Raw genomic sequence first — 20,741 nt, 5'->3', positions numbered from 1 at the left:
GGAGTTCCGCATGAATCCCACGACCCACTCCAGCTCCACCAACTTCCATCAGGCCGAACTGGACAAGTTTGCCGCACTGGCCAACCGCTGGTGGGACGCAGACGGCCCGCAGAAGCCGCTGCATGCGCTCAACCCGGTGCGTCTGCAGTACGTGTCCGCACGCCAGCAGCTGGCCGGCGCGCGCGTGCTCGATGTGGGGTGCGGCGGCGGCCTGCTCAGCGAGTCGATGGCACGCCTGGGCGCGCAGGTCACCGCGATCGATCTGGCGCCGGAGCTGGTCAAGGTGGCGCGCCTGCATAGCCTGGAATCGGGCGTGCAGGTGGACTATCGCGTGCAGTCGGTGGAAGACCTGGCGGCCGAACAGCCAGGCAGTTTCGATGCGGTGACCTGCATGGAAATGCTCGAACACGTGCCGGACCCGACCGCGATCATCCGCGCCTGCGCCAGCCTGCTCAAGCCGGGCGGCAAGCTGTTCCTGTCCACGCTCAATCGCACCCCGGCCGCGTTCGCGCTGGCCGTGGTGGGCGCCGAATACATCGCGCGGCTGCTGCCCAAGGGCACCCATCACTACAAGGATTTCATCAAGCCGGCAGAGCTGGCGGCCTGGTTGCGCAATGCCGAGCTGCAGCTGGACGACGTCAGCGGCATGCTCTACGAACCGTGGCGCAACCGCGCGCGGTTGTCTTCGCGCACCGAGGTCAATTACCTGGCGTATGCGGTAAAGCCGTGACGGGCAGGCAGTCGCGAGTTGGGAGTCGGAAGTCGCAACGGCGGTCGGCAGGGGGCTTGATGGATCCCGGCGCAGGTCCGGTTGCAGATCGCCGCGTGATGGCGGTGGTCCTGTGAGCCTTCCGCGCGCGGTGTTGTTCGATCTGGATGGCACCTTGCTGGACAGCGCGCCGGACATGCTGGCGACCGTCAACGCGATGCTGGCGGCACGCGCCCGTGCGCCGCTGGCGTTGGAGCAGTTGCGTCCGGTGGTGTCCAAAGGGGCGCGTGCCATGCTGGGCGTGGCGTTTGCCGAGCTCGATGCCGATGCGCGCACGGCCCTGGTGCCGGAATTCCTGCAGCGTTATGAAGGCTTGATCGGCACGCAGTCGCAGCTGTTCGATGGTATCGAGGCGCTGCTGTCGCAGCTGGACGATGCCGGCTGCAGCTGGGGCGTGGTGACCAACAAGCCCGAATACCTTGCGCGTCTGATCCTGCCGCAACTTGGGTGGCAGCAGCGCTGCGCCGTGTTGATCGGTGGCGACAGCCTGCCCGAGCGCAAGCCGCATCCGTTGCCGCTGCTGACCGCCGCCGAACGCATCGCTGTGGCGCCTGCGCAGTGCGTCTATGTTGGCGATGACGAACGCGACATCGTTGCAGCGCGCGCGGCCGGCATGCCGTCGGTGGCGGTGTTGTGGGGCTATCGTTTGCACGACGATGCGCCATCGCGCTGGCAGGCCGATGTGCTGGTGGAGCATCCGCAGCAGTTGTGGGACCCGGCGACATGGCCGCAGACCTGATCTTCTTTCGCTTTTTTTCGGACCAGCCATGAGCCAATCCAGTGCTCTCGACAGTTTTCTCGACAAGTGGCGCACCCGCTGGCCGGAGTGGTCGGTTGCCGAGCCTTTCGTTCCCGAACCGCAGCGGCGCCTGAGCGCTGCCTGGTTTGCGTTGCTGCAGGAATGGGAGGACATCATGAACATCGCCGGCGACCCGTTGCCGGCCGATGCCAAGCTGGCCTGGTGGCAGCAGGAGCTGCGCGACTGGTCCAGCCAGCGCTCGCGTCACCCCTTGGGGCGCGTGCTGGAGCCGGTGCGTGCGCCGTGGGCGCAACTGGCCGACACCTTGCCGGCAATGCAGGCCGCGCGTGTGCAGCCCGCATCGTTGCAGCAGGCACTGGAGCAGCTGCGTGACTTCGCCCACGCAGTGGTTGCGGTGGAAGCGGTGCTGTTTGCGCGTGCACAGCCGGGCGATGCCACGGCGGTGGCGGTGCAATGGCTGGACGCACGCCAGCGCGTGGCCGGCGATAGCGCAGCACCTGGTGGCGTGATCACGGTGGCATGGCGCACGCAGTTGCTGCGTGCGTGGCCGCGCAAGCCAGCCTTGGCGCGACCGCACCGGGTGTGGTCGCGGCTGGCACGGCTGCGCCTGCAGCGCGAACTGGCCGGCAAGGCGGCCTATCCGCCGCCGGTCCAGCAGCTGTGGCATAGCTGGCGGGCGGCCAGCGGCTCGGCGTGAAACGCCCGCTGGCTGCATCCTGCTGGAATGCAGCCACCGGGCTTCAGGGCGCACGCGTGGCCGCGATCAGATCGGCGAATCGGGCAGCACGGTGTGATACGCAATGAAGGCATTGCTGCAGTCCAGCGGCTTGCCCGGGCCGGGCGTGCCCTGCAGCTGCACATCGTCCTGCACCGAGGCCGTGAGCTGGTCATAGAAGCTCACCGGGCCGCCGTTGAAGCTGAAATGCACCGCACCCGGATTGCTGGCCGGTCCGCCGAAGTGGGGCTGCGCAAAGCTGACCTTGCCGCCATCGAGCACGACATTGTCCAGCGACAGGGTGATCGGCCGCGTGGTGCTGGCATCGCGATACCCGTAAAAACTCAGTTCGCCGGCGCCGAGGGTCGTTGAACCCAGCGAATGCACATTGCGCAGCGAAATGCCGCTGAACTGAGGGATCTTGCCGTGCACGGCCGCGTTGGCGTAGTTGGCATCGAACACCAGCGGACGCGCGACGCCGCGCATGCAGATGGTGTCGAAACTGATGTCGGAGACCTGCCCGCCACGCGAGGCGTCTGACTTGATGCGCAGGCCATTGGCCGAATACGGGTCGCGTGCGACGTCGTTGGCGTTGAAGCCATCGATGCTCAAGCCGCGCACGGCGATGTGGCGCATGCCGGCGTCGGTTTCGCTGCCCAGCGAAAAGCCATGCGTGAAATAGAACTGGTTGTAGGCGAACAGCATGTTCTCCGAGGCGATGACGCGCGTGGCCTTGGCCCCTGCCTTGATGGCCACGCCATCATCGCCGGTGCCGATGTACGAATAGGCCAGCAGCACGTTCTTCGACTGGCCGGGGTCGAATCCGTCGGTATTCTTGGCGGTTTCCGGGGTAAAACAGGTCGCATGCGGATTGACGTCCGGCGTGCTGCCGGCCGGGCAGCGATACCCGGGGCGCGAATACACCAGGCTGGGCGCCAGGATCTTGATGCCCCATGCAGTCAGCCCCACCACGTTGTCGCTGATGACGTGGAAGTTGGGCGAGTTTTCCAGGGTGATGTCGTACAGCGTCACGTCGGTGCTGTTGTCGATCTGCATCAGGCGCGGCACGTGCTGGCTCAAGCCCTTGGTGACGTTGAGATAGGCAAGATCCCACCAGCTGGCCTTGCCAGCGTTGGGCCCGGCGGTGAGCGTGCTCCCGCCGCGGCCGTCGATCTTGCCGGCGCCGACGATGGCGCTGTTGGCGGTGTCGGAAAAATGGATCAGCGGATTGCACGACTTGGCCTTGTCGGTGGTGGCGGTACCGCAGTTGCCTAAGCCATTGTCGTAGTCCTGCGGATTACGCGAGGCGAACACGGTGACGTTGCGGTCGATCCACAACGTGACGCCGCTCTTGATGGTGAGCGGGCCGGTCAACAGGCCAGACTCGCCGGCATCGCCGGGGACCAGATGCACCGCGCTGCCCGCCGGGCAATCGTCGATGGCGGCCTGCAGGCGCGCGGTATCGCGCTTGGAGCGCGCCGGATCCTGGTCGATCGCATCCAGTGAACCGGCAACCGGCACCAGGGCCGCCTTGAGCGTGCTGCAGATCTGTGTCGGCAGCGTCGGCTGCCGGATCACGCCCCAGCTGGTGGAGATGCTGTGCGCGCTATCGGCATCCGCCTGCGCATGCGGTGGTGCGGCGCCGGCGTGGAGGCTGATCAGGCCAATCAATGCCACGGTCAGTGGCGCGCGGGTGAGAGAGGTGGGGCTAGGCATTGGGAGTGCTCCGGGGAGGACAGGACGCGCCTGCCCGATTTGTGCACGGCAGCCACCTGCGGTCATGACAGTGGCGTGGTTGCATGCAGTTGCACGGGCGGCGGTTTGATGCCGTAGTGCCGATCGGTCAGGTGCGGGCGCCAGCGTGGCGCCTTGCCCCGCTGCCCGGCGTCGGCGGGGCGAACTCAGCACCGTCTTGCCGAAGCCAGCAATGCATTGCTGCAATTCCGTGGCGCACCGCACTCAACGGCACGGCAGCAACAAGACCAGAGGGCCTGTTGGCCTGGCGCGTCGCGCGCCAGGCCAACAGGCGCTGGTTGCAGTGCCGGGCGTCATCGCGCCCTTGAAAGCCACGCGCGTCGTCCAGGACGCTGTTGCAGACAGCTCAGTCGGCGGCGCCTGCACCGCTGTTGCCGTACTCATAGAAACGGTTTGCGGAGTTGGCACAGCCGCTGCTGCAGAACGGACGGTTGGCCGTGGATGCATTCCACGGCGCCGCCTTGCGGATGTGGCTGCCCAGGGTGGAATCGCGCACCGTGACTTGGCCGTTGGGCGAGGTGCCGTTGACATACGCGCTCAGGCCGCTGACACCTTCGTCCCAGGCACGGCCCAGGTAGGTCTGGTTGTCGGGCGAGCCGGACAATGCAACGAACTTGCTGTTGATCACCAGGAAGCCGTATGTGCTACCTGGCCGCGTACTGGGTGCGAAGATGTAACCGCCTCGGGTGGCGCCCAGACGCGAACCTACGGAGCGGATGTTCGAGCTGTCGAACACGCCGATGCCCGAGCCGAAGATGAAGTCGACATCTCCATCGATCGTACTGTTCTTGAAATACGCGCGATTCACGTTGGCTGCGTTGGTCGCGCTGATCAGCAAGGTGTCCTGATTGCCCTGTACCACTACATCTTCGAAACTTGCCTTGTCGCCGCGCACGGCCAGTGCGACCGCCGACTGGTTTACGTCTGCGAAGGTACCTTCGATGTAGCTGTTTTCAATGCGCAGATGGCGCGCCTGGAAGTCGGCGGCGCGCACCGTCACCGTGGCGCTGTTGGACGTGCCGACCGTGGTCGCCGCCGCATTGCTGGCGCAGGCGTGGCTGGCGGTGCCCGCCGGCTTGGGCGTGGGGTTGGCGTTGTTGAAGCGAATGACGGTGTCGCCTGCGGACGCGCCCAGCCCGAACAGCGTCAACGGCGGCGCGTTGGCCGGCACGCAGACCAGCTCGGTGTAGGTGCCCGCCTTGATGCTGATGTAGCGGCGCGTGGTGCCACCGGCGGTCACCGCTGCATCGATCGCCGATTGCACGCTGCGGTAATTGGTGGAGCCGTCCGCGGCCACGGCGTAGTCGGCAGTGAGCAGCGCCACGCCGGCGGTGGGATTCCAGTTGTCGGTGACCGGTGCGGTGATTGGCCCGGTCTTGGCCAGTGCCTGGGTGATCGTATAGGTGCTGGCTTCGCTGCGGGTGAGCTGCGGCCGCGTGGCGGTGCCGGTGAGTGCTGATGCATCGACGCTGACAAGCGTCAGCAATGCAGCGGCGATGCAGGTCGTGCGCAAGGACGGGACGGACATGGTGAGGTGCTCGCTTGGGAAGGGATGCGTGCATACCTGTGAAATGCCGGCAGATGCCGGCAGTTCTAGTGGATGGCCGCCACGTCGCAGCGGCCATCCACTCGAACTCACGTCAGTCGCCGCACGCGGGGCAGGGCGATGGTACTGCCGGGCTCGCTTGTGGATGACCGACGGTGCGAAGCAATGTACGAGATGTGCGGGGTGATCACGGTTTGCAACGGGACCAGGTCCCGGCGCGCTCACCAGGCGATGCTGCGTGGGCCGGCATTGCCGGATGCATGGTGCAGCGCCGCGTCCTCACATGCCGTGGGCATGCGCCCTTCCAGACTCAGCGGCCCGCGTGCAAACGCGTACGTCAGGAATCGAAATGGCAGATCCCAAAGAACTGCAGGACAAATTCTGGAAGGCCTTGAAGTCCGACCGCACCGTGATGCTGGGCCTGGATGGCGTCGAAGACGGCCATGCGCGTCCGATGACCGCGCAGATCGAAGGCGACAGCGGCGGCCCGATCTGGTTCTTCACCTCCAAGGACAATGCATTGATCGCGATGCTGGGGCAGGGTCGTCGCGTCATCGGCGCTTTCAGCAGCAAGGGGCATGACCTGTTCGCCAGCATCAGCGGTTCGCTGCGCGAGGACACCGATCCTGCCGTGGTCGAGCGCTTGTGGAACCCGCACGTGGCCGCATGGTACGAAGGCGGAAAGGACGACCCGAAATTGGCGCTGCTGCGCCTGGACGCGGACCACGCACAGATCTGGCTCAACGGCTCCAGCCTGCTTGCCGGGATCAAGGTCTTGTTTGGCGTCGACCCGAAGAAGGATTACCAGGACAAGGTCGCGGACGTTCCGCTGCGCTGAGCTCCTCGCGCACGCGGCCGTCAAGGTCGCGTGTGCATGCGCACTCCGGTGGCACGAATGGTCACCGGGGTGCGACGCCAGCACTGCAACGCTGGCCCGCCAAGCGGAGCGCGCCGATGCGCGTGCATCACCTGAACTGCATTTCCACGTGTCCGCTGGGCGGACATCTGATGGACGCTCGCACGCCTGGTGTATTGAATCGAGGTCACCTGTGTTGCCACTGTCTGCTGGTGGAAACCAGCGCCGGGCTGGTGCTGATCGACACCGGCTTCGGGTTGCGCGATGTGGCCGAGCCACGCGCACGTCTGAGCGGTTTCTTCCTGGCCCTGGTCAGGCCGGAGCTACGCGAGGAAATGACGGCCATTCGGCAGATTCAACGCCTGGGCCTGGACCCGCGCGATGTGCGGCACATCATCCTGACCCATCTGGATTTCGATCATGCCGGCGGGCTGGATGACTTCCCGCATGCGCGTGTGCATCTGATGGCGAGCGAGCGTGACGCGGCATTTGCGCAGCGCACCTGGATGGATCGGCAACGCTTCCGGCCGCAGCAGTGGTCCACACGTGGTCAATGGCGTGGCTATGACGCGCTTGCCGGCGAACGCTGGATGGGCCTGGACTGCGTGCGCGACCTGCACGGCCTGCCGCCGGAGATCCTGATGCTGCCGCTGCCGGGCCACACGCTGGGGCATGCGGCCATTGCCGTGCGCAGCACCGAACGCTGGTTGCTGCTGGCAGGCGATGCGTATTTCTTCCATCGCGAGATGGATGCGCAGCAACCGTACTGCACGCCGGGGTTGCGCCTGTATCAGTGGATGCTGGAAAAGGATCGCGCCGCGCGGCTGGGCAACCAGCAACGTTTGCGTCACCTGCGTCAGCACCACGGCGGGGAGGTCGAGCTGTTCTGCTCGCACGACATCACCGAGTTCGAGCGCGTCGCCGGGCAGCCGGCACGCCTGCCGGCAGGCGCCTTGCTGCACGCGCCGACGCCGCACTGATCTGCGCTTCACCGCCCCCAGACACCGCGCAGCGCCATGATCGTCGCTCATGGCGTTGCGCAGGGTGTCGCGATGCCTCAGACGGAGACGGACAATGCAGCAGATCGAAATCGGCCAGATGGTGTTCCTGCGCGACGGTGAAGTCGGCGTTGGCGCGGTGCGCGATATCCGCAACGACGGCGCGGAACTGGTGATCAATATCGAAAACGGTGGCGACTTCGTGCTGCCGGCATCGGTGGTGCGCGATGTGCACTCGGGCAAGGTGATGCTGGATGTGGAGCAACTTCCGGACGATGTACGTCAGGCGCTGCGCCACCCGCACGACAACGAATTGCGGACCAGCACCTATGCAGCCAGCAATCCGCAGGATGGCGCGCTGAAGTAGGCTCCTCGGTGGTGCGTGCATGCGTGCATGCGTGCGTGCAGGCGTGCGTCGGCGACCGGTGCAGGTCAGTCGGGCAGCAGGAAGTTGCGTGGCGCCGCGTCCGCCGGTCCGTCGGAGAGCAGGGCCGGCTGCTCGGCTTCGTCCTTGAGCTGCACGCCGGAGAGCCTGCGCCGGAAAGCCTCGCGCAGCAGGTACGCCAGCTTGTGCGTCGCGTCGGCATAGCTCAGGCCTTCTGCACGAATATTGGAAATGCAGTTGCGCGCGGCATCGGTCAGGCCGACGCGCGGCGCGTAGGTGAGATAGAGCCCCAGGCTGTCGGGCGAGCTGAGCCCGGGACGTTCGCCGATCAACACGATGACGGCGCGCGCCTTGAGCAGTTCGCCCACTTCATCGCCCACCGCCACGCGCCCCTGTGCGACCAGCGCCACTGGCGCCACTGTCCAGCCTTGCTGCACTGCCAATGCGTCGATGTGTTCCACCATCGGCACGGCATGCCGGTGTACCGCGAGCGCAGACAGGCCGTCGGCGACCACCACCGCCACATCGTGGCCGCCGCCGTGCACGGCGGTCTGTCCACGTAGCTGGGTCGCCGCAGTGTCGGCCAGGCAGCGGCCCAGGTCCGGGCGCTGCAGATAGGTATGGCGGTCTGCTGCCGCGCTCTGCAACAGGATGCTGTCGCGCCCTCGTTGCCGCAGGGCTGCCTGCAACGCAGCCGGGTCGAATACCAGGTGCACCGCATCCCGTGCCTGGGCATGCGCCAGTTGGAACTCCAGGTGGGCAGCAGTTGGCAGGCTGGTGCCGACCCGTCCCAGCGCAATGCGCGCCGGGGTCAATTGGCGTAACCGTGCCCATGCATCGCGCGGCGGTATGGCCGGGTTGCTCACGATGGGGTGCCGGACGGCAGCTGCGAGAGCGCACGACGAAACGGTGCCGGGACCTCGCTGCCCAGTTCAAACCGCCCATCGTCGTGCAACCGTAGGATGCCGTGTTGCTCCAGCCACTGCTCGAACTCGGGCGCGGCGCGCAGGCTAAGCACCTGGCGCGCATACAGCGCATCGTGGAACGAGGTGGTCTGGTAGTTGAGCATCACATCGTCCGAGCCGGGGATGCCCATGATGAAGTTGATGCCGGCCGTGCCGAGCAGGGTGAGCAACATGTCCATGTCGTCCTGATCGGCTTCGGCGTGATTGGTGTAGCAGATGTCGCAGCCCATCGGCACGCCGAGCAATTTGCCGCAGAAATGATCCTCCAGCCCGGCGCGGATGATCTGCTTGCCGTCATACAGATACTCCGGGCCGATGAAGCCGACCACGGTGTTGACCAGCAGCGGCTTGAACTGCCGCGCCACCGCATACGCGCGCACCTCGCAGGTCTGTTGGTCCACGCCGTGGTGCGCGTTGGCCGACAAGGCGCTGCCCTGGCCCGTCTCGAAATACATCACGTTGTCGCCGACGCTGCCCCGGCGCAGCGACAGGCCGGCCTCGTAGCCTTCCTGCAAGAGCGCCAGATTGATGCCGAAGCTGGCATTGGCCGCTTCGGTGCCTGCGATGGACTGGAACACCAGATCCACCGGCACGCCGCGGTTGATGGCGTCGATGGTGGTGGTGATATGCGCAAGCACGCACGATTGGGTGGGAATCTGATAGCCGGTGATCACCGCATCGAGCATGCGCAGCAACGCGGTGGTTGCCGCCAGACTGTCGCTGGCCGGGTTGATGCCGATCACTGCATCGCCGTTGCCGTACAGCAGGCCGTCGAGCATGCTGGCGGCAATGCCGGTGGCATCGTCGGTGGGGTGGTTGGGCTGCAGCCGCGTCGACAGCCGGCCACGCAGGCCCAGGGTGTTGCGAAAGCGCGTGACCACACGTGTCTTCTGCGCCACCAGGATCAGATCCTGCACCCGCATCAGCTTGGACACCGCAGCCACCATTTCCGGCGTCAGCCCCGGTGCCAGCGCCGCCAATGTGGCTTCGTCGGCCTGCGGGCTCAGCAACCAGTCGCGAAAGCCGCCGACGGTGAGATGCGCCACCGCGGCAAACGCCGTCGCATCGTGCTGGTCGACGATCAGCCGGGTGACTTCGTCGCTGTCATAGGGCACCACCGCTTCCTGCAGGAAATGGCGCAGCGGCAGATCTGCCAGCGCCATCTGCGCTGCCGCCCGTTGCAGCCCGGAGTCGGCCGCCAGCCCGGCCAGCTGATCGCCCGAGCGGGCCGGCGTGGCCTTGGCCAGCAACTGCTTGAGATCGGCAAACCGGAAACGCTCGCCACCGGCAGTGAAGGCGAAGCCGCTCATGTGCTGCCGGCCGCAGTGGCGCCCTGGCGACGCAGACTCAGCACGCAACAGGCTGCGCCGAGCAGCAGCAGGCCGACGAAGATCACCGCCACGATCGGGTTGAACCACACCATCGCCACCAGGCACACCACCGCCAGCGCCAGCGCGACCGCCGGTACCACCGGATAGCCCGGAGCCCGGAAGCTGCGCTCCAGCCCCGGTTCGCGACGGCGCAGTGTGAACAGGCTGAGCATGCTCATGACATACATCACGATTGCACCGAACACCGACATGGTGATCATGGCCGCGGTCAGCGACATGCCCTGGATCTTGACGACGCCGTCGCTGCAGATGGCCGCAATGCCGATGACGCCGCCGGCCAGGATCGCGCGATGTGGCGTGCGGAAGCGCGACAGTTTCGCTAGCCCGTGCGGCAGGAAGCCGGCGCGTGCCAGGGCGAAGAATTGTCGCGAATAGCCCAGGATGATGCCGTGGAAGCTGGCGACCAGGCCGAACAGGCCGATCCACACCAGCATGTGCAGCCAGGTGGAACTGTTGCCCACCACTGCCTTCATCGCCTGCGGCAGCGGATCGTTGATGTTGGACAGCTGACGCCAGTCGCCCACGCCGCCGGCAAACACCATCACGCCCAGCGCCAGCGCCACCAGGGTGAGGATGCCGGCGATGTAGGCGCGCGGAATGGTGCGCCTGGGGTCCTTGGCTTCCTCGGCCGCCATGGCGGCGCCTTCGATCGCCAGGAAGAACCAGATCGCAAACGGAATCGCCGCAAAGATGCCGGAGATCGCCGCCGGCCCGAACACGTCGCTGCCGGCCCAGCCATTGGCCGTAAAGCGCGCCACGCTGAAACCCGGCGCCACCACGCCCATGAAGACCAGCAGCTCGATCACCGCCAGCAAGGTCACGATCAACTCGAAGGTGGCCGCAATCGCCACGCCGACGATGTTCAAGCTCATGAAGATCCCGTACGCGCCGATCGCCGCGATGCGCGGGTCGAGCGTGGGGAACTGCACGTTCAGGTACGCCCCGATGGCCATCGCAATGGCGGGCGGCGCAAACACGAATTCGATCAGGGTGGCCAGGCCTGCGAGCATGCCGCCATAGGTGCCGAACGCACGCAGGCTGTAGGCGAACGGGCCGCCCGCGTTCGGGATGGCAGTGGTCAGTTCGGTGAAGCTGAAGATGAAGCAGGTGTACATCACCGCGACCAGCAACGTGGTGACCAGGAACCCCAATGTCCCTGCAGTACCCCAGCCGTAACTCCAGCCGAAATACTCGCCGGAGATCACCAGGCCCACCGCAATACCCCATAACTGCCAGGTGCCGAGGGTGGGCTTGAGTTGCTCGTTGCGCATGTCGCACATCTCCTGCAGTCGGGGAGGGGAGACCAGGCACGTCCGCCAGTGGCGCGGATGGACCGTCGCGGGCTGAGCTGGCGCTGCAATCAGCCGACGCTCGGCGGCCTCCCGGTTATACCGCAAAGCCTGCTGGCGGACACATGCGCAGCGGGTAGGTCTGCCAAGCCAAGGTGGCGGGAAGCGGCGAGACGCGCGTGCGCGTGGATGACATACGCTCTACGGACGCGCTTTCCGCAGACAGGTCTGTGCTTGGAAGCGGGTTGAGTACAGGAGCATCGTCTCTGCATCGCTGCCATGGGCGATTGCGGCAGCCGGCATTACCGCTGCAGATGTGCCCTCAGGCAAGTCCCGGCTCCAGGCCCGCTGCCGGCCGTTGCGCAGGGGCTTTGAGGAAGCGCGTACCGCAAGATACCTGACGCTGCCGCACCCTCATCCGGCGCTGCGCGCCACCTTCTCCCGGGGGGAGAAGGCAAGTGCGGTCTCACGCCGGGCATTGCCTGAGACGCCTGATTGGTGGCACGCCGCATGCGCAGCAGCAATGGATCGATCCGCACGTCGAACCGCGCCGCGGTGATCTTGACGCCGCGCGACAGCAACCGCGCCGCCGCGCGCCGAAGAACGTGACGCCTCGGATAGCCCGCCAGTTATTTGCCGCGTTCGAGCACCAGCAATGGATCGATCCGCACGTCGAACCGCGCCGCTGTGATGTCGACGCTGCGCGACGGCAACCGCGCCGCCGCGCGCCGTAGAGCGTGACGCCTCGGATAGCCCGCACGTTATTTACCGTGTTCGGGCACCAGCAATGGATCGATCCGCACGTCGAACCGCGCCGCAGTGATCTCGACGCCGCGCGACAGCAACCGCGCCGCCGCGCGCCGGAGAGCGTGACGCCTCAGATAGCCCGCACGTTATTTGCCGCGTTCGAGCACCAGCAACGGATCGATCCGCACGTCGAACCGCGCCGCGGCGATCTCGACGCCGCGCGAGAGCAACCGCGCCGCCGCGCGCCGGAAAGCGTGACGCCTCGGATAGCCCGCACGTTATTTGCCGCGTTCGAGCACCAGCAATGGATCGATCCGCACGTCGAACCGCGCCGCAGTGATCTTGACGCCGCGCGACAGCAACCGCGCCGCCGCGCGCCGGAGAGCGTGCCGCCTCAGATAGCCCGCACGTTATTTGCCGCGTTCGAGCACCAGCAATGGATCGATCCGCACGTCGAACCGCGCCGCAGTGATCTTGACGCCGCGCGACAGCAACCGCGCCGCCGCGCGCCGGAGAGCGTGCCGCCTCAGATAGCCCGCACGTTATTTGCCGCGTTCGAGCACCAGCAATGGATCGATCCGCACGTCGAACCGCGCCGCAGTGATCTTGACGCCGCGCGACAGCAACCGCGCCGCCGCGCGCCGGAGAGCGTGCCGCCTCAGATAGCCCGCACGTTATTTGCCGCGTTCGAGCACCAGCAATGGATCGATCCGCACGTCGAACCGCGCCGCGGTGATCTCGACGCCGCGCGACAGCAACCGCGCCGCCGCGCGCCTGAGAGCGTGACGCCCCTAGATAGCCCGCACGTTATTTGCCGCGTTCGAGCACCAGCAATGGATCGATCCGCACGTCGAACCGCGCCGCAGTGATCTTGACGCCGCGCGACAGCAACCGCGCCGCCGCGCGCCGGAGAGCGTGCCGCCTCAGATAGCCCGCACGTTATTTGCCGCGTTCGAGCACCAGCAATGGATCGATCCGCACGTCGAACCGCGCCGCAGTGATGTCGATGCCGCGCGAGAGCAACCGCGCCGCCGCGCGCCGGAGAGCGTGCCGCCTCGGATAGCCCGCACGTTATTTGCCGCGTTCGAGCACCAGCAACGGATCGATGCGGGTTTCGAACCAGTTCATCCCCCAATGCAGATGCGGCCCGGTGGCACGCCCGGTGGCACCAACCGCGGCAATCACCTGGCCTTGCTCGACCCGATCGCCCACCTTCACGTCGATACGCGACAAATGCAGGAAATTCGAGCTCACGCCAAAGCCGTGATCCAGCAGCACCGTACCGCCGGTGAGATACAGGTCCGGCGCCGCGAACGTCACCACGCCGGCCGCCGGCGCCTTCACCGGGGTGCCGGTGGGCACGGCAATGTCCATGCCCGAATGGCCGGCGCCTGGCTGTCCGTTGTACACGCGTGCATTGCCGAAGCGGCCGCTGATGCGGCCCTGCAGCGGCCAGATGAAGGGCTGCGCAAAATCCGTACGCGCATCGTCGCGATCGCGCGCCGCGGTCACCTGCGCCTGCTCACGCTTGATACGTTCGGCAATCGCCGCTGGCGGGTTGACCGTCTTGGGCGGCACGCCGTTGACGCGCTCGATCGGCCAGTCGCGCGGCGTCACTGCGATGCTCACGGTCTGCATGCTGCCTCCGGGCGGGGTGATCTGCACCTGCAATGGCCCGGTGGCCTCGCGGCCGATGCCGAACACCACGCTTCCATAGCCGCTTACACGCAGGGTCCGGCCGGCGTACTGCACCTTGCTGCCCGCCGGCACCTTGCCGATCACCAGCGCACCTTGCGAGGCGCTTTGCGGAAACACGACATCAGTCGCGGCGGTCGCGCTCTGCGCATCGGCAGTCCCTGCCACCAGCGCGACCGGCGCCAGGATCAACCAGGCGCCCAACAGGCTTGCGCGCATCAGCGGTCGAAGGTCAGGCGCTGGCCGGCGGCGCTGCCGACCAGCTGCTCGCCGTCCCACACCTGCTGGCCGTTGACCCAGGTCGCGGCGATGCGCGAGCGGAAGGTGGTGCCTTCGAACGGCGACCAGCCGCACTTGGACAACACCTGCTCGCGCTTCACGGTGAACGGGGTGTTGTCGATCATCACCAGGTCGGCGAAATAGCCTTCGCGCAGGAAGCCACGCCGTTCCACATCGAACAACTGCGCCGGCGCATGCGCGAACTTCTGCACGATACGGGTGATCGGCAGCTTGCCTTCGTGCACCAGCTCCAGCGCGGCGACCAGCGCGTACTGCACCAGCGGCAGGCCCGAGGGCGCCTGTGCGTACGGCTTCTGCTTCTCTTCCCAGGTGTGCGGGGCGTGGTCGGTGGCAAGCACGTCGATCACGTCTTCGGCCAGCGCCTGGATCAAGGCCAGACGGTCCTCGGGGTCCTTGATCGCCGGGTTGCACTTGATCAGGTTGCCCAGGCGCGCGTAGTCGCTGCGGTCGAAACGCAGGAAGTGGATGCAGGTCTCGGCGGTGATGCGCTTGCGCAGCTTGCCGTCGGCGTCCACCAGCGGGCCGGCCTCGAACAGCGACAGCTCATCGGCGGTGGAGATGTGCAGCACGTGCAGGCGGGTGTTGTGCCTGCGCGCCAACGCCACCGCCAACTGCGAGGACTTCAGGCAGGCTTCGCGCGAGCGGATGTCCGGGTGCATGTCCGGCGTCAGCGCGTCGCCGTACTTCTCCTTGTACTGCGCCATCGTCGCATCGATGGTCGGCGTGTCTTCGCAGTGGGTGATGATGGGGGTGGGCGCGTCCCGGAAGATGGCGTCCAGGGTTTCGGGGTTATCGACCAGCATGTTGCCGGTGGAGGCGCCCATGAACACCTTGATGCCCGGCGCCGTCTTGGGGTCCAGCGACTGGATGTGGGCCAGGTTGTCGTTGCTGGCGCCCATGTAGAAACCGTAGTTGGCCCAGGCGCGCCCGGCCGCGGCGTCGTACTTGGCCTGCAGCGCGGCCGCATCCAGGGTCGGCGGGTTGGTATTGGGCATGTCCATGAAGCTGGTCAGGCCGCCGGCCACGGCCGCACCGGATTCGGTGGCGATGTCGCCCTTGTGGGTCAGGCCCGGCTCACGGAAATGCACCTGGTCGTCGATCATGCCCGGCAGCACCCAGCGCCCGGCCGCGTCCACCACGGTATCGCGGTCGGCGGGTGTGATGCTGCTGTCGATCCTGGCGATGCGACCACCCTCGATCAGCAGGTCGGCATCGAACTCCTTGCCTTCGTTGACCAGGCGGGCATTGATGATGAGGGTTCGGCTCATGGATGAGGTCCTTTGCAGCGGCAGGAAGAAGAAGATGGCGTGGCGGCGCCGGGCGCATCGGGCACCGGATCGAACCCGCCCGGATGGAAAGGGTGGCAGCGGCCCAGCCGGCGTGCGGCCAGCCAGCAACCGCGTAGCGGGCCGAAGCGGCCGATGGCAGTCATCGCATACTCCGAGCAGCTGGGCGCAAACCGGCAGCGCGGCCCGAGCAGGGGGCTGATGAACAGCTTGTAGAAGCGCAACAGCGCGATGAGCAGGCGTGAGATCACTTGCCAATCATATGCGAGTTGCATTAATAGGTGGTTGCCGGGGGTCTGCGGGGTACGCTATAAAGACCCGCTTTCCCGGGCCCCGGGGGAACCAAGGAAGAGCGTTTCGTGGCTGCTAAAAAACCTGCAAAAAAGGCCGTAGAGGCCGCCAAGAAGTCCGCCAAACCCGTTGCGAAGAAGGCAGCGGCGCCCGCCGCTGCAAAACCGGCCGCCAAGAAGGCGGCGCCGGCCCCCAAGCAACCGGTTGCCAAGAAGGCAGCTGCGACCAAGACCGCTGCCAAGCAGGCGCCGGTCTCCAAGCCCGCAGCGACCAAGCCCGCGAAACCTGTCGCCAAGACTGCTGCCAAGCCGGCGGCCAGCAAGGCAGCTCCGGCTGCCGCCAAGCCGGCCGCAAAGCCGGCGGCGTCCAAGTCCGTACCGAAGCCGGCCACCAAGCCGGCTGCGGCCAAGTCAGTCCCGGTCAAGGCTGAAAAGCCCGCGCCCGCACCGGCCCCCAAGGCCGTCCCTGCGAAGCCGGCAAAGCCTGCGACCCCGTCACCTAAGAATCCCGTGCCCGTTTCGAAATCTTCCGCTAAAACGCCAACCAAAACCGAAGCCCCCGCCAAGCCCGCCGCGACCCGTCCGGTCGGCAAGGTGGCTGTGGCCGTGACCGCCAAGCCGTCCAGTCAGACGCCCAAGACCAAGTACAAGGTGGTCGACTACAAGACCGACGACGCCACCGGGCGCCCGATCCTCCCGCAGGGCTACAAGCCGTCTGCGGACGAGGAGTACATGAGCAAGCTGCAGCAGGAATACTTCCGTCAGCGCCTGCAGAGCTGGCGCAACGAGATGGTCGAGGAATCCAAGCAGACCATCGAAAACCTGCGCGAAGAAGTGCGCGACATCGGCGACGAAGCCGAGCGTGCCACGCGCGAGACCGAGAACTCGCTGGAACTGCGCGCGCGTGACCGCGCACGCAAGCTGATCTCCAAGATCGACAGCACCCTCAAGCGTCTGGAAGACGGCGACTACGGGTACTGCGTCGATACTGGCGAAGAAATCGGTCTGGATCGCCTGGAAGCGCGTCTCACCGCCGAGCGCACCATCGACGCCCAGGAGCGTTGGGAGCATCTGCAGAAGCAGCAGGGCGACTGATCCGGCGCCTCGACGCTCACGAAAGACCCCGCCAGCGCGGGGTTTTTTTATGGTCGCCGCGCGCGGTGTGCAGGCGTATGGTTAGCCGCAGCGGCAGGGCCGACGTGGCTGCCACCCGAACGATCTGCGTGCGGTCTCGCATGACGGATAATCGTGGTATCGCGCCGTCGCATCGCGCGCCGCGTGATGTGGCCACCCATGGCAGGGCATACAGCCGGCGCGTGTGCCGGCGTGCGGCGCAAGAATGCTCCAACGCGACAGGCAGCAGCGACCGCATCCGCGGCCACTGCTGCCTGTGCATCCGGCTATTGCAGCTCGCGCAAATCCAGCTTGCGCAGGCGCGGCGCCTTCCAGGCCGTGGTCGCCACCACGCCCAGGGTGACGCAGCCGCCGATCACCACCGCCGGCACCAGCCCGACCAGGCGCGCCATCACGCCGTCGTAGAACGCGCCCAGCTCGTTGGACGAGCCGATGAAGATGCCGTTGATCGACGACACCCGGCCGCGCATGGCATCGGGCGTGGCCAGCTGCAAGATGGTCTGCCGCACCACCACCGACACCCCGTCGCACATCCCGTACACCAGCAGGATCGCCGCCGACAGCCAGAAATGACGCGACAGCCCGAAGGCGATGGTGCACAACCCGAACCCGGCCACCGACAGCATCAGCACACGCCCGGCATTGCGCTGCAACGGGTGGCCCGCCAGCCAGACGCCCACCACGATCGAGCCCAGTGCCGGCGCACCGCGCAGGATGCCCAGGCCTTCGGGGCCGTAGTGCAGGATGTCGTGGATGAAGGCCGGCAGCATCGACACCGCGCCGCCCAGCAGGACCGAGAACATGTCCAGCGCCATCGCGCCCAGCATGATCTGGTTGGACAGCACGAACTGCGCGCCTTCGGCGATGCTGCGGAAGATCGGCGCGCGCGGCCCCTCGTTGACCGGCTCGCTCACGCGCAACAGCGCCAGCGCCAGAATCGCCACCATCGCCACGCTGGCAGCCACGCCATAGGCCAGGCCCTTGCCGCCCCAGCCGACCAGCACGCCGCCCAGCGCCGGGCCGATCACCATGCCGGCCTGGAAGGTGACGCTGCCGACGCTGGCGCCGCGCGCGAACGCTTCGCGGGGCAGTGCACGGGCGAACAGGGCGTTGTAGACCGGCGACAGGAACGAGCGCGCCGCGCCGGTCAGCGCAATGGCGGCATAGATCGGCCACACGCCTTGAACCGGCAACCAGCCTTGCGTGATCGCCAGCAGCAGGAGTGCAGTGGCGACCAGGCCCAGCACCGCCACCATGCCCAGCCGGCGACGCGGCAGGTGATCGACCAGGTAGCCGGCAAACGGGGCGATGCAGAAGAACGGCAGGATCTCCGCCAGGCCGATCAGGCCCAGCGAGAGCGGATTGCGGGTGATCTCGTAGATGTGCCAACCGACCGTGACCGCCACGATCTGGTACGACAGCATCGCCGCCACGCGGTACAGCAGCACCAGGCCAAACCCTGGATGCGCGAACAGCGTACGCAACGAATCGGCAGGCGAGGGCGCGGGCGTGCTCACTGCTGCGCGCGCGCGGTGTCGCGGATGAAGGCCAGCATGGCGGCCACGCCGTTGCTGCGGGTCGGCGACAAGTGCTTGGCCAAACCAATGCCGGCGATGTAGTCCGGCTCGGTGGCCAGAATCTCTTGCGCGCTACGCCCGGAATACACGCGTAATGCCAGATAGATCAGCCCCGAAACGATGGCCGAATCGCTGACGGCATGGAAGTCCAGCCGCTCGGCATTGCCTTCGGGCACGATCCACACCATCGACTGGCAGCCGTGCAGGCGGTGTTCTTCGGTCTTCCACTGTTCGGGAAAGGTGGGCAGTTTGCGGCCCAGGTCGATCAGGTACTGGTAGCGCTCGGACCAGTCGCCGAAGAAGGAGAACTCATCGGCAATGGCCGTCTGTGCCTCGACGGCAGTGGGTTCGAGCGGAAAGGGGGAGTTGGTCATCAGGACATCCAGAAGCGTTGGTCAAAGCCCCTTTCGCACTGGGGCGAGAAGGCGTGGTTTGCGTGCCACCGGCGCGCGGGCCTTGGAGCAACCGCGCTGCCAGCGCGGGCCGGGTCGCAGAGCAGGGCCGGAGTGAGGTGCGCGCCAAGCCTGGCGTTTTGATGCATGTGGCTTCGCCCGCACCCTCATCCGGCGCTGCGCGCCACCTTCTCCCGGTGGGAGAAGGGACAGGCGTTTGCGTCGGAAAGATGGGTATGCACGTGCGGCTTCAAAATAAGTACGTCAAAGGAGTGCGCCGGGGAATAGGGCATTGCCATGAACTAGCCCCTCTCCCGCCGGGAGAGGGGTTGGGGTGAGGGTACGTGCGCAGCCACATGCATCAAGGTCTCTCATGAGGCTTCGCCCGCACCCTCATCCGGCGCTGCGCGCCACCTTCTCCCAGTGGGAGAAGGGAAGGTCATGCGCGCTTCCAGCGTACGCCCTGGGGGGTGTCTTCAAGCACGATGCCTTCGTCTGCCAGTTGCGTGCGGATGGCGTCGGCACGGGCGAAATCCCTGGCTTTCTTCGCGGCGCTGCGTTCTTCCACCAGCGCGGTGATGCGTGCATCGTCGCCAGCGTCGGTGCCGCGCGAGAACCAGGCGGCCGGGTCCTGTTGCAACAGGCCCAGTGCCAGTCCGGCGCCCAGCAGCTCGGCCTTGGCGCGTTGCAATGCTGCAAGCGTGTCCGGGCTCGGGGCGTTCGTCGGGTTGCCGGCCGAAGCGACATCGAGCAGCGCCCGGTTGGCTTCCTTCGCCAGCTTCGCCAGCACCGCAAGCGCCAGCGGCGTGTTGAGATCGTCGTTGAGTGCGTCTTCGATCGGCTCGGGAATCGTTGGCTCCGCTTCAACCGCCTGCAGGCCCCGCAAGGTGCCGTACAAACCGTCCAGCCGTTTGACCTGATCCTCGATCAACGCCTCCGACCAATCCAGCGGCTGCCGGTAATGCGCACTCAGCAGGGCAAGGCGCAATGCCTCCGGCGGATGCCTGGCGATCAGGTCGTGCACGGTTTCGATATTGCCCAGCGACTTGCTCATCTTGGCGCCGCTGAAATTGAGCATGCCGTTGTGCAGCCAGAAGCGTGCGAAGGTGGCGCCGCCGTGCGCGCACTCGCTCTGCGCAATCTCGTTTTCGTGGTGCGGGAACTGCAGGTCCACGCCGCCGGCGTGGATGTCGATGGTCGGGCCGAGGTGCGCGGCGGCCATCGCCGAGCATTCGATATGCCAGCCCGGACGGCCGCGGCCCCAGGGCGAGTCCCAGCCGGGCAGGTCGTCGCTGGACGGCTTCCATAGCACGAAGTCGCCGGGGTCGCGCTTGTAGGGCGCCACGTCCACGCGCGCGCCGGCCAGCATTTCGTCCGGGTCGCGGCGCGACAGCTTGCCGTAGCCTTCGAAGCTGGCGACCGCAAACAGGACGTGGCCTTCGGCGGCGTAGGCATGCTCACTGGCGATCAACTGCTCGATCATCGCCACGATCTGCGGGATGTGTGCGGTGGCCTCCGGTTCGACATCCGGTGGCACCACGCCGAGCGCGGCCATGTCCTGCCGGTAGATCGCGGCGAAGCGGTCGGTGATGGTCGAGATCGGCACGCCCTGCGCCTGCGCGGCGGCGTTGATCTTGTCGTCCACGTCGGTGATGTTGCGTGCGTAGCGCAGCGCGCCATAGCGGCGCCGCAGCAGCGCGGCCAGGACGTCGAACACCACCGGGCCGCGGGCGTTGCCGATGTGCGCGTAGTTGTAGACGGTGGGGCCGCACACATACAGGGTGGGGCTGGACGGATCGAGCGGCGCGAACGGCTCGACCCGCCGCGTCAGGTTGTTATGCAGGCGCAGGCTCATCGGCATCCGAAAAAGGGTAACCGCGCGATTCTAGCC

20 protein-coding genes are annotated in these 20,741 nt (G+C 66.6%); 9 read left to right on the top strand and 11 right to left on the bottom strand.

All coding sequences use genetic code 11. The features are described 5' to 3' along the window. Nucleotides 1–10: 10 nt before the first annotated feature. From ubiG to XnspCFBP7698_RS02095, 3 genes are all read left to right on the top strand, one after another. The gene (gene ubiG / locus XnspCFBP7698_RS02105) at nt 11–730 is read left to right on the top strand and encodes a bifunctional 2-polyprenyl-6-hydroxyphenol methylase/3-demethylubiquinol 3-O-methyltransferase UbiG (RefSeq protein WP_039407691.1); all 720 of its coding nucleotides are present in this window, start codon (nt 11–13) and stop codon (nt 728–730) included. A gap of 112 nt (nt 731–842) precedes the next feature. Then, a complete protein-coding gene (locus XnspCFBP7698_RS02100) occupies nt 843–1,508 on the top strand; it encodes a phosphoglycolate phosphatase (protein WP_104579644.1) in 666 nt (221 codons plus the stop codon). A 28-nt stretch (nt 1,509–1,536) separates the two neighbouring features. Next, nucleotides 1,537–2,226, top strand: coding sequence for a phytoene/squalene synthase family protein (locus tag XnspCFBP7698_RS02095; protein WP_123137238.1), 690 nt, complete (start codon nt 1,537–1,539; stop codon nt 2,224–2,226). A gap of 66 nt (nt 2,227–2,292) precedes the next feature. Here XnspCFBP7698_RS02095 and XnspCFBP7698_RS02090 read toward each other — a convergent pair whose 3' ends face one another. Together XnspCFBP7698_RS02090 and XnspCFBP7698_RS02085 are read right to left on the bottom strand one after the other, a co-directional pair. Beyond that, complete coding sequence (locus tag XnspCFBP7698_RS02090) at nt 2,293–3,960, bottom strand: glycosyl hydrolase family 28 protein (protein ID WP_104579646.1); 1,668 nt, start codon at nt 3,958–3,960, stop codon at nt 2,293–2,295. Between the two features lie 385 nt (nt 3,961–4,345). Continuing rightward, nucleotides 4,346–5,485, bottom strand: a complete 1,140-nt coding sequence (locus XnspCFBP7698_RS02085; RefSeq protein WP_233548939.1) for a putative acyl-CoA thioester hydrolase — start codon at nt 5,483–5,485, stop codon at nt 4,346–4,348. A 409-nt stretch (nt 5,486–5,894) separates the two neighbouring features. Here XnspCFBP7698_RS02085 and XnspCFBP7698_RS02080 point away from each other — a divergent pair, with 409 nt between their 5' ends. The 3 genes from XnspCFBP7698_RS02080 to XnspCFBP7698_RS02070 all read left to right on the top strand — a co-directional run bounded on the left by XnspCFBP7698_RS02080 (nt 5,895) and on the right by XnspCFBP7698_RS02070 (nt 7,766). Next, nucleotides 5,895–6,383 carry a pyridoxamine 5'-phosphate oxidase family protein gene (locus tag XnspCFBP7698_RS02080; protein WP_039407610.1) on the top strand — a complete coding sequence of 163 codons (489 nt, stop codon included), beginning with the start codon at nt 5,895–5,897 and terminating at the stop codon, nt 6,381–6,383. A gap of 116 nt (nt 6,384–6,499) precedes the next feature. Beyond that, entirely contained in the window at nt 6,500–7,381 is an 882-nt protein-coding gene (locus XnspCFBP7698_RS02075) for an MBL fold metallo-hydrolase (RefSeq protein WP_104579648.1), read from the top strand. A 94-nt stretch (nt 7,382–7,475) separates the two neighbouring features. Further along, nucleotides 7,476–7,766 carry a hypothetical protein gene (locus tag XnspCFBP7698_RS02070; protein WP_104579649.1) on the top strand — a complete coding sequence of 97 codons (291 nt, stop codon included), beginning with the start codon at nt 7,476–7,478 and terminating at the stop codon, nt 7,764–7,766. Between the two features lie 65 nt (nt 7,767–7,831). On the opposite strand, the gene eutC is transcribed toward XnspCFBP7698_RS02070, so the two are convergent. The 3 genes from eutC to eat are packed head-to-tail and all read right to left on the bottom strand — an operon-like array spanning nt 7,832 to nt 11,420. Continuing rightward, nucleotides 7,832–8,650 (bottom strand): ethanolamine ammonia-lyase subunit EutC, encoded by an 819-nt coding sequence (gene eutC / locus XnspCFBP7698_RS02065; protein WP_104579650.1) that lies wholly within the window; start codon nt 8,648–8,650, stop codon nt 7,832–7,834. Next, the gene (locus tag XnspCFBP7698_RS02060) at nt 8,647–10,059 is read right to left on the bottom strand and encodes an ethanolamine ammonia-lyase subunit EutB (protein ID WP_104579651.1); all 1,413 of its coding nucleotides are present in this window, start codon (nt 10,057–10,059) and stop codon (nt 8,647–8,649) included. Before XnspCFBP7698_RS02060 ends, eutC begins: the two co-directional genes overlap by 4 nt. Further along, the gene (gene eat, locus XnspCFBP7698_RS02055) at nt 10,056–11,420 is read right to left on the bottom strand and encodes an ethanolamine permease (RefSeq protein ID WP_104579652.1); all 1,365 of its coding nucleotides are present in this window, start codon (nt 11,418–11,420) and stop codon (nt 10,056–10,058) included. Before eat ends, XnspCFBP7698_RS02060 begins: the two co-directional genes overlap by 4 nt. A 467-nt stretch (nt 11,421–11,887) precedes the next feature. On the opposite strand from eat, the gene XnspCFBP7698_RS21265 reads away from it, so the two are divergent. Further along, nucleotides 11,888–12,163, top strand: coding sequence for a hypothetical protein (locus tag XnspCFBP7698_RS21265; RefSeq protein ID WP_146093168.1), 276 nt, complete (start codon nt 11,888–11,890; stop codon nt 12,161–12,163). Nucleotides 12,164–12,199: 36 nt separating this feature from the next. Beyond that, the gene (locus tag XnspCFBP7698_RS21260; RefSeq protein ID WP_147423578.1) at nt 12,200–13,045 is read left to right on the top strand and encodes a hypothetical protein; all 846 of its coding nucleotides are present in this window, start codon (nt 12,200–12,202) and stop codon (nt 13,043–13,045) included. A gap of 202 nt (nt 13,046–13,247) precedes the next feature. Here XnspCFBP7698_RS21260 and XnspCFBP7698_RS02050 read toward each other — a convergent pair whose 3' ends face one another. From XnspCFBP7698_RS02050 to yidD, 3 genes are read right to left on the bottom strand one after another with little or no spacing between them, the layout of a single operon-like run. Then, nucleotides 13,248–14,090 (bottom strand): M23 family metallopeptidase, encoded by an 843-nt coding sequence (locus tag XnspCFBP7698_RS02050; protein WP_199680016.1) that lies wholly within the window; start codon nt 14,088–14,090, stop codon nt 13,248–13,250. Then, the gene (locus XnspCFBP7698_RS02045; RefSeq protein ID WP_104579701.1) at nt 14,090–15,439 is read right to left on the bottom strand and encodes a dihydroorotase; all 1,350 of its coding nucleotides are present in this window, start codon (nt 15,437–15,439) and stop codon (nt 14,090–14,092) included. The genes XnspCFBP7698_RS02050 and XnspCFBP7698_RS02045 overlap by 1 nt, the downstream gene beginning before the upstream one ends. Then, on the bottom strand, nt 15,436–15,732 hold the full coding sequence (gene yidD / locus XnspCFBP7698_RS02040; RefSeq protein WP_068838601.1) for a membrane protein insertion efficiency factor YidD: 297 nt from the start codon (nt 15,730–15,732) through the stop codon (nt 15,436–15,438). Before yidD ends, XnspCFBP7698_RS02045 begins: the two co-directional genes overlap by 4 nt. Nucleotides 15,733–15,816: 84 nt before the next feature. Here yidD and dksA point away from each other — a divergent pair, with 84 nt between their 5' ends. Further along, on the top strand, nt 15,817–16,842 hold the full coding sequence (gene dksA, locus XnspCFBP7698_RS02035) for an RNA polymerase-binding protein DksA (protein ID WP_104579702.1): 1,026 nt from the start codon (nt 15,817–15,819) through the stop codon (nt 16,840–16,842). Nucleotides 16,843–17,147: 305 nt separating this feature from the next. Here the strand turns inward: dksA and XnspCFBP7698_RS02030 are convergent, their stop codons facing one another. The 3 genes from XnspCFBP7698_RS02030 to cysS form a co-directional block, all read right to left on the bottom strand. After that, nucleotides 17,148–18,398, bottom strand: coding sequence for an MFS transporter (locus XnspCFBP7698_RS02030; RefSeq protein WP_104579703.1), 1,251 nt, complete (start codon nt 18,396–18,398; stop codon nt 17,148–17,150). Next, nucleotides 18,395–18,832: a SufE family protein gene (locus XnspCFBP7698_RS02025; RefSeq protein WP_039407583.1), complete on the bottom strand. Its 438-nt coding sequence runs from the start codon at nt 18,830–18,832 to the stop codon at nt 18,395–18,397. The genes XnspCFBP7698_RS02030 and XnspCFBP7698_RS02025 overlap by 4 nt, the downstream gene beginning before the upstream one ends. Before the next feature lie 457 nt (nt 18,833–19,289). Beyond that, on the bottom strand, nt 19,290–20,705 hold the full coding sequence (gene cysS, locus XnspCFBP7698_RS02020; protein ID WP_199680014.1) for a cysteine--tRNA ligase: 1,416 nt from the start codon (nt 20,703–20,705) through the stop codon (nt 19,290–19,292). Nucleotides 20,706–20,741: the final 36 nt, after the last annotated feature.

Source organism: Xanthomonas sp. CFBP 7698 (assembly GCF_003600855.1).
Taxonomy (GTDB): Bacteria; Pseudomonadota; Gammaproteobacteria; order Xanthomonadales; family Xanthomonadaceae; genus Xanthomonas; species Xanthomonas cannabis.
This window is presented reverse-complemented; position numbering and strand designations above follow the sequence as displayed.

Bases quoted from the DNA above. Each gene is read 5' to 3' on its own strand.
- XnspCFBP7698_RS02080 (WP_039407610.1), top strand. From the start codon at position 5,895: ATGGCAGATCCCAAAGAACTGCAGGACAAATTCTGGAAGGCCTTGAAG.
- XnspCFBP7698_RS02045 (WP_104579701.1), bottom strand. From the start codon at position 15,439: ATGAGCCGAACCCTCATCATCAATGCCCGCCTGGTCAACGAAGGCAAG.
- yidD (WP_068838601.1), bottom strand. From the start codon at position 15,732: ATGCAACTCGCATATGATTGGCAAGTGATCTCACGCCTGCTCATCGCG.
- XnspCFBP7698_RS02070 (WP_104579649.1), top strand. From the start codon at position 7,476: ATGCAGCAGATCGAAATCGGCCAGATGGTGTTCCTGCGCGACGGTGAA.
- eat (WP_104579652.1), bottom strand. From the start codon at position 11,420: ATGTGCGACATGCGCAACGAGCAACTCAAGCCCACCCTCGGCACCTGG.
- ubiG (WP_039407691.1), top strand. From the start codon at position 11: ATGAATCCCACGACCCACTCCAGCTCCACCAACTTCCATCAGGCCGAA.
- XnspCFBP7698_RS02060 (WP_104579651.1), bottom strand. From the start codon at position 10,059: ATGAGCGGCTTCGCCTTCACTGCCGGTGGCGAGCGTTTCCGGTTTGCC.
- XnspCFBP7698_RS02050 (WP_199680016.1), bottom strand. From the start codon at position 14,090: ATGCGCGCAAGCCTGTTGGGCGCCTGGTTGATCCTGGCGCCGGTCGCG.
- XnspCFBP7698_RS02095 (WP_123137238.1), top strand. From the start codon at position 1,537: ATGAGCCAATCCAGTGCTCTCGACAGTTTTCTCGACAAGTGGCGCACC.
- XnspCFBP7698_RS02090 (WP_104579646.1), bottom strand. From the start codon at position 3,960: ATGCCTAGCCCCACCTCTCTCACCCGCGCGCCACTGACCGTGGCATTG.
- cysS (WP_199680014.1), bottom strand. From the start codon at position 20,705: ATGAGCCTGCGCCTGCATAACAACCTGACGCGGCGGGTCGAGCCGTTC.
- XnspCFBP7698_RS02025 (WP_039407583.1), bottom strand. From the start codon at position 18,832: ATGACCAACTCCCCCTTTCCGCTCGAACCCACTGCCGTCGAGGCACAG.
- XnspCFBP7698_RS02075 (WP_104579648.1), top strand. From the start codon at position 6,500: ATGCGCGTGCATCACCTGAACTGCATTTCCACGTGTCCGCTGGGCGGA.